Origin of the sequence: Gordonia sp. i37, assembly GCF_002043085.1 — a bacterium.
Taxonomy (GTDB): Bacteria; Actinomycetota; Actinomycetes; order Mycobacteriales; family Mycobacteriaceae; genus Gordonia; species Gordonia polyisoprenivorans.
Map to the genome: position 1 here is coordinate 1 of NZ_MVPX01000279.1, position 4,189 is coordinate 4,189.

Sequence of the window (4,189 nt, forward strand, 5' to 3'; positions counted from 1 at the left end):
GGGGAGCCGATCGCGTGACCCGCGGCCTCGGGTCCCTCGACGCCGCCGTCTACGACTCCATCGCCCGCTCCCCCAGCCCGCTGCTCGACGCCACGATGCCACCGCTGACACGTGCGGCCGACCACAGCAAGTTGTGGATCGCCATCGCCATCGGACTCGCCGCCAGCGGCCGGCCCGGTCTGCAGCGCGGTGCCGTGCGAGGGCTCGGCTCGCTGGCCGTCACCAGTCTGGTCACCAATCAGGTCGCCAAGCGCCTGCGACGACGGCCCCGCCCGACCGCCACCCTGGTGCCTGCGCCCCGCCGAAGCCGAACACTCCCGACCTCCAACTCGCTGCCGTCGGGGCACTCCGCGAGCGCTGCCGCCTTCGCCACCGGCGTGGCGATCGAAAGTCCCCTTGCGGGACTGGCGATGTCGGCACTGGCCGGTCTCGTCGGCTTCTCCCGGGTGGCGACCGGCGTGCACTATCCGGGAGATGTGGCGATCGGCCTGGGAATCGGTGCGGCCGTGGCGACCGCGGGCGGCCAGATCGCACCGCCGATCACCCGTCGCCGGATCTCGATCCCCCGACCCACCCGTGACGAGGCACCGGAGGTCACCGACGGCGCCAACGTGACCGTGTTGCTGAACCCGGCGTCCGGCGACGGCCGGGGTGCGCGGATCCGCGACCGGATCCGCGCCGAGTTGCCCGCCGCCCGAGTCGTGGAGCTCGACTCCGGCGACGACTTCGCCGCGATCGCCCGCGACGCCGCCGAGGATTGCGACGTGCTCGCCGTCTGCGGTGGCGACGGGACGGTCGCCACCGCGGCGGCCGCGGCGCTGGCGACCGACACCCCGCTCGCGGTCTTCCCCGGCGGCACGTTCAATCACTTCGCCCGCGACATCGGGGCCACGACCGCCGACGACACGATCGCCGCACTGCGTGAGGGGCGGGTGACCCGCGTCGACGCGGCCTGGCTGGGGTCGGATCGGGTCGTGCTGAACACCGCCAGCATCGGCTCCTACCCGCATTTCGTGCGTGCACGCGAACGCCTCGAAGGCCGGACCGGAAAGGCACTGGCCAGCACCCTGGCGATCCTGCATGTCCTGCGCCATTCCCAACCGCAACGCATCCGGGTGGACGGCGAGGACCTCGACGTCACGTTGTTCCTGCTGGGCAACTCGATGTACGGCTCATCCGGGTTCGCCCCGGCCCGTCGCGAACGCCTCGACGACGGACTCCTCGACGTCCGCTTCCTCGTCGCCGGCGGACGGTGGGCGTTCGCGCGGCTGGTCTTCGGGTTGTTGAGCGGCCGCCTGCAGCGCTCCCGCTCCTACCGGGAGATGCAGGTTCCGGAGTTCTCGTTCAGCTCCGAGGAGCCGGTGGTCGTCGCGCACGACGGTGAGATCGGCGAGTCCTATCGGGAAGCCACCTTCACCGTCGCCTATCGTGCCCTCACGGTGTACGGCTCCAGCGTCGTCGGAAAGCCCTGAGACCGCTTCCGCCCGGACACCGATCCGTCCCAGCCCTTTGCCGAGGCACGACAGGAGGCCCGACCATGCGGTGGATCGATCACGCCATCTGGTGGCATGTCTACCCTCTCGGATTCTGCGGCGCACCGATCCGGGACCACGACGCGGCCCCGGCTCCCCGACTGCGCCGTCTGCTGAACTGGCTGGACTACGCCGTCGAACTCGGCGCCTCCGGGCTGTTGCTGGGTCCGGTCTTCGCCTCGCAGGCTCACGGCTACGACGTCGTCGACCCGTTCCGGATCGATCCCCGCCTCGGCCGGCAGCAGGATTTCGACGATCTCGTCGCGCAGTGTCGGGCACGGGGACTGCGGGTGGTCCTCGACGGGGTCTTCAGCCACATCGGCGATCAGCACCCGGCGGTACTGCGTGCATTGCATGAGGGACCCGGGTCCGAGTCCGACATGTTCGACATCGACTGGGCGGCCGACGGCGGGCCCCGACCCCGCGTGTTCGAGGGGCATTCGTCGTTGGTGCGCCTCAACCATGCGTCCCCGCGCACCGCCGACCACGCGGTGGCCGTGATGAACCACTGGCTCGACCTCGGTATCGATGGCTGGCGTCTGGATGCCGCGTATTCGGTCCCCGTCGACTTCTGGGGTCGGGTGCTACCCGAGGTACGCTGCAGGCACGGCGACGCCTGGTTCCTCGGCGAGGTCATCCACGGCGACTACAGCGCCTTCGTCACCTCCTCCGGCGTCGACTCGGTGACCCAGTACGAACTGTGGAAGGCGATCTGGTCGGCCATCGCCGACCGCAACCTGTTCGAACTGAGCTGGGCCCTGGTGCGCCACAACGAATTCCTGGCGCGGTTCGTGCCGAACACCTTCGTCGGCAATCACGACGTCACCCGCATCGCGAGCCTCGTCGGACCCGATCACGCCGTTCTCGCCGCGGCGATCCTGCTCACCGTCGGCGGTGTCCCGTCGGTGTACTCCGGCGACGAGCAGGGATTCACCGGGATCAAGGAGGAGCGGGTGGGCGGCGACGACGCGGTCCGACCGGCCTTTCCCGACACCCCGGCCGAGCTCGCCGACTGGGGCCGCGACATCATGCGGGCGCACCAGGATCTGATCGGTTTACGCCGCAGGCACCCGTGGCTCGTCACGGCGAGAACCGAGTCATTGACGCTGACCAACACGCGATACAGCTACCGCAGCAGTGCCGCGCACGGCGGCGAATGGATCGACGTCCACATCGATCTCGACGACCACCCGCAGGTCCGCATCGACGATGCAGCCGGCGCCACGCTCTGGTCGTCGCTCGGTTGAACGCGATCGGCGCGGGGCACGCGAGAAGCGTGCACCGCGCCGATCAGAACGTGAAGAGTTCGCTCTCAGTGCTTTTCGGGGCCGACGTGGTATTCGAACACCATTCCGGCGGCGGCAGAGATGATGCACGCCGCGGCGAAGATGCAGAACCAGATGTTGCCGGTGGCGAATCCGATCGCGAACATCGCGGCCGAGGCCGCGAGCAGGATCGGCCACCACGAGTGCGGGCTGAAGAAGCCGAGTTCACCGGCGCCGTCCTCGATGTCGGCGTCCTCGTAATCCTCCGGACGGATCTCGACGCGTCGCGCGACGAACCGGAAGTAGGTTCCGGCGATGAGGGTCAGACCGGCACTGAAGTACATGCCGACCACGCCGACCCATTCCACGCCATGCGAGGTGAACGCCGTGCACAGCGTGTAGATCACGCCGGCGAGGAAGAAGAAGGCCGTCAGGAGCTCGAAGAGCCGGGCTTCGATCTTCACTGGAAGTCACTCTCCTTGATCGTGCAGCCTGCCAGCCGCGTGTTGTTCGGGTCGCCGGTCGCGGCGGCGGTGCCATTGCTCTTGCGGCGGGTGTCGAACGGAACCGTCACCACCGACTCGGGCTGCTGGCAGATCGCTTCCAGCGCTTGGGCATTGGTCGCCTGCGGATGAGTGTCCCGATAGGTGATGTAGCGATCGAAGTCCTGCGGGGAGACCGCCCGAACCTCGAAGTTCATCATCGAGTGGTAGGTGCCGCACATTTCCGCGCAGCGCCCGACGAACGCACCGGTCCGCTCGATCTTCTCGATCTGGAAGACGTTGTCGGTGTGGTTCTGCTCGGGGAACGGCAGCACGTCACGTTTGAACAGGAACTCCGGCACCCAGAAGGAGTGCACGACGTCGGCGGCCGCCAGCTCGAACTGGATGCGCTGATCGGTCGGCAGGACCAGGATCGGGATCTCGGTGGAGGTGCCGATGGTCTCGATCTTGTCGAACCGCAGGTAGTTGCGGATGTCGTCGTCGCGGCCGTTGGCCGGTCCGGGCAGCGGTTCACCGTCGTGGGTGTTCTGCTGCACCTGCAGGTCGAACGGGTTGCCCAGCGTGCTCGGGAACTGCTTCTCCTGGCCGTTGACCTCGGCCTGGCGATAGCCGAACTTCCAGTTCCACTGGAAGGCGGTGACGTCGACGACGACCTTCGGGTCGTTGGTCTTCTTCTCCACGTCGGTCTGCACGATGACGGTGAAGTAGAACAGCACCGCGATGATGACGAACGGGATGGCCGTGTAGGTCAGCTCCAGCGGGACGTTGTAGGCGGTCTGCCGCGGGAACTCGTCCTGACCTTCCTTGTGACGGTGGAAGGGGATGGTCCAGAAGATCAGACCCCACACCAGGATGCCCATCAGCAACGCCGCGATGACCGACCAGGTCC

The 4,189-nt window shown here is 67.9% G+C and carries 4 protein-coding genes; 2 read left to right on the forward strand and 2 right to left on the reverse strand.

From position 1 onward, the window contains the following. Together B1964_RS13580 and B1964_RS13585 are read left to right on the forward strand one after the other, a co-directional pair. On the forward strand, positions 1 to 1,472 hold a 1,472-nt coding region (locus B1964_RS13580; protein ID WP_253193995.1), incomplete at its 5' end, for a bifunctional phosphatase PAP2/diacylglycerol kinase family protein. Between the two features lie 65 nt (positions 1,473 to 1,537). Then, complete coding sequence (locus B1964_RS13585) at positions 1,538 to 2,779, forward strand: alpha-amylase family protein (RefSeq protein WP_079930119.1); 1,242 nt, start codon at positions 1,538 to 1,540, stop codon at positions 2,777 to 2,779. A gap of 65 nt (positions 2,780 to 2,844) precedes the next feature. Here B1964_RS13585 and B1964_RS13590 read toward each other — a convergent pair whose 3' ends face one another. Together B1964_RS13590 and B1964_RS13595 are read right to left on the reverse strand one after the other, a co-directional pair. Further along, on the reverse strand, positions 2,845 to 3,261 hold the full coding sequence (locus B1964_RS13590; RefSeq protein ID WP_006370548.1) for a cytochrome c oxidase subunit 4: 417 nt from the start codon (positions 3,259 to 3,261) through the stop codon (positions 2,845 to 2,847). Beyond that, positions 3,258 to 4,189: cytochrome c oxidase subunit II (locus B1964_RS13595; RefSeq protein WP_079930121.1), on the reverse strand; the 932-nt coding region annotated here is incomplete at its 5' end. The genes B1964_RS13590 and B1964_RS13595, both read right to left, overlap by 4 nt.

Bases quoted from the DNA above. Each gene is read 5' to 3' on its own strand.
- B1964_RS13585 (WP_079930119.1), top strand. From the start codon at position 1,538: ATGCGGTGGATCGATCACGCCATCTGGTGGCATGTCTACCCTCTCGGA.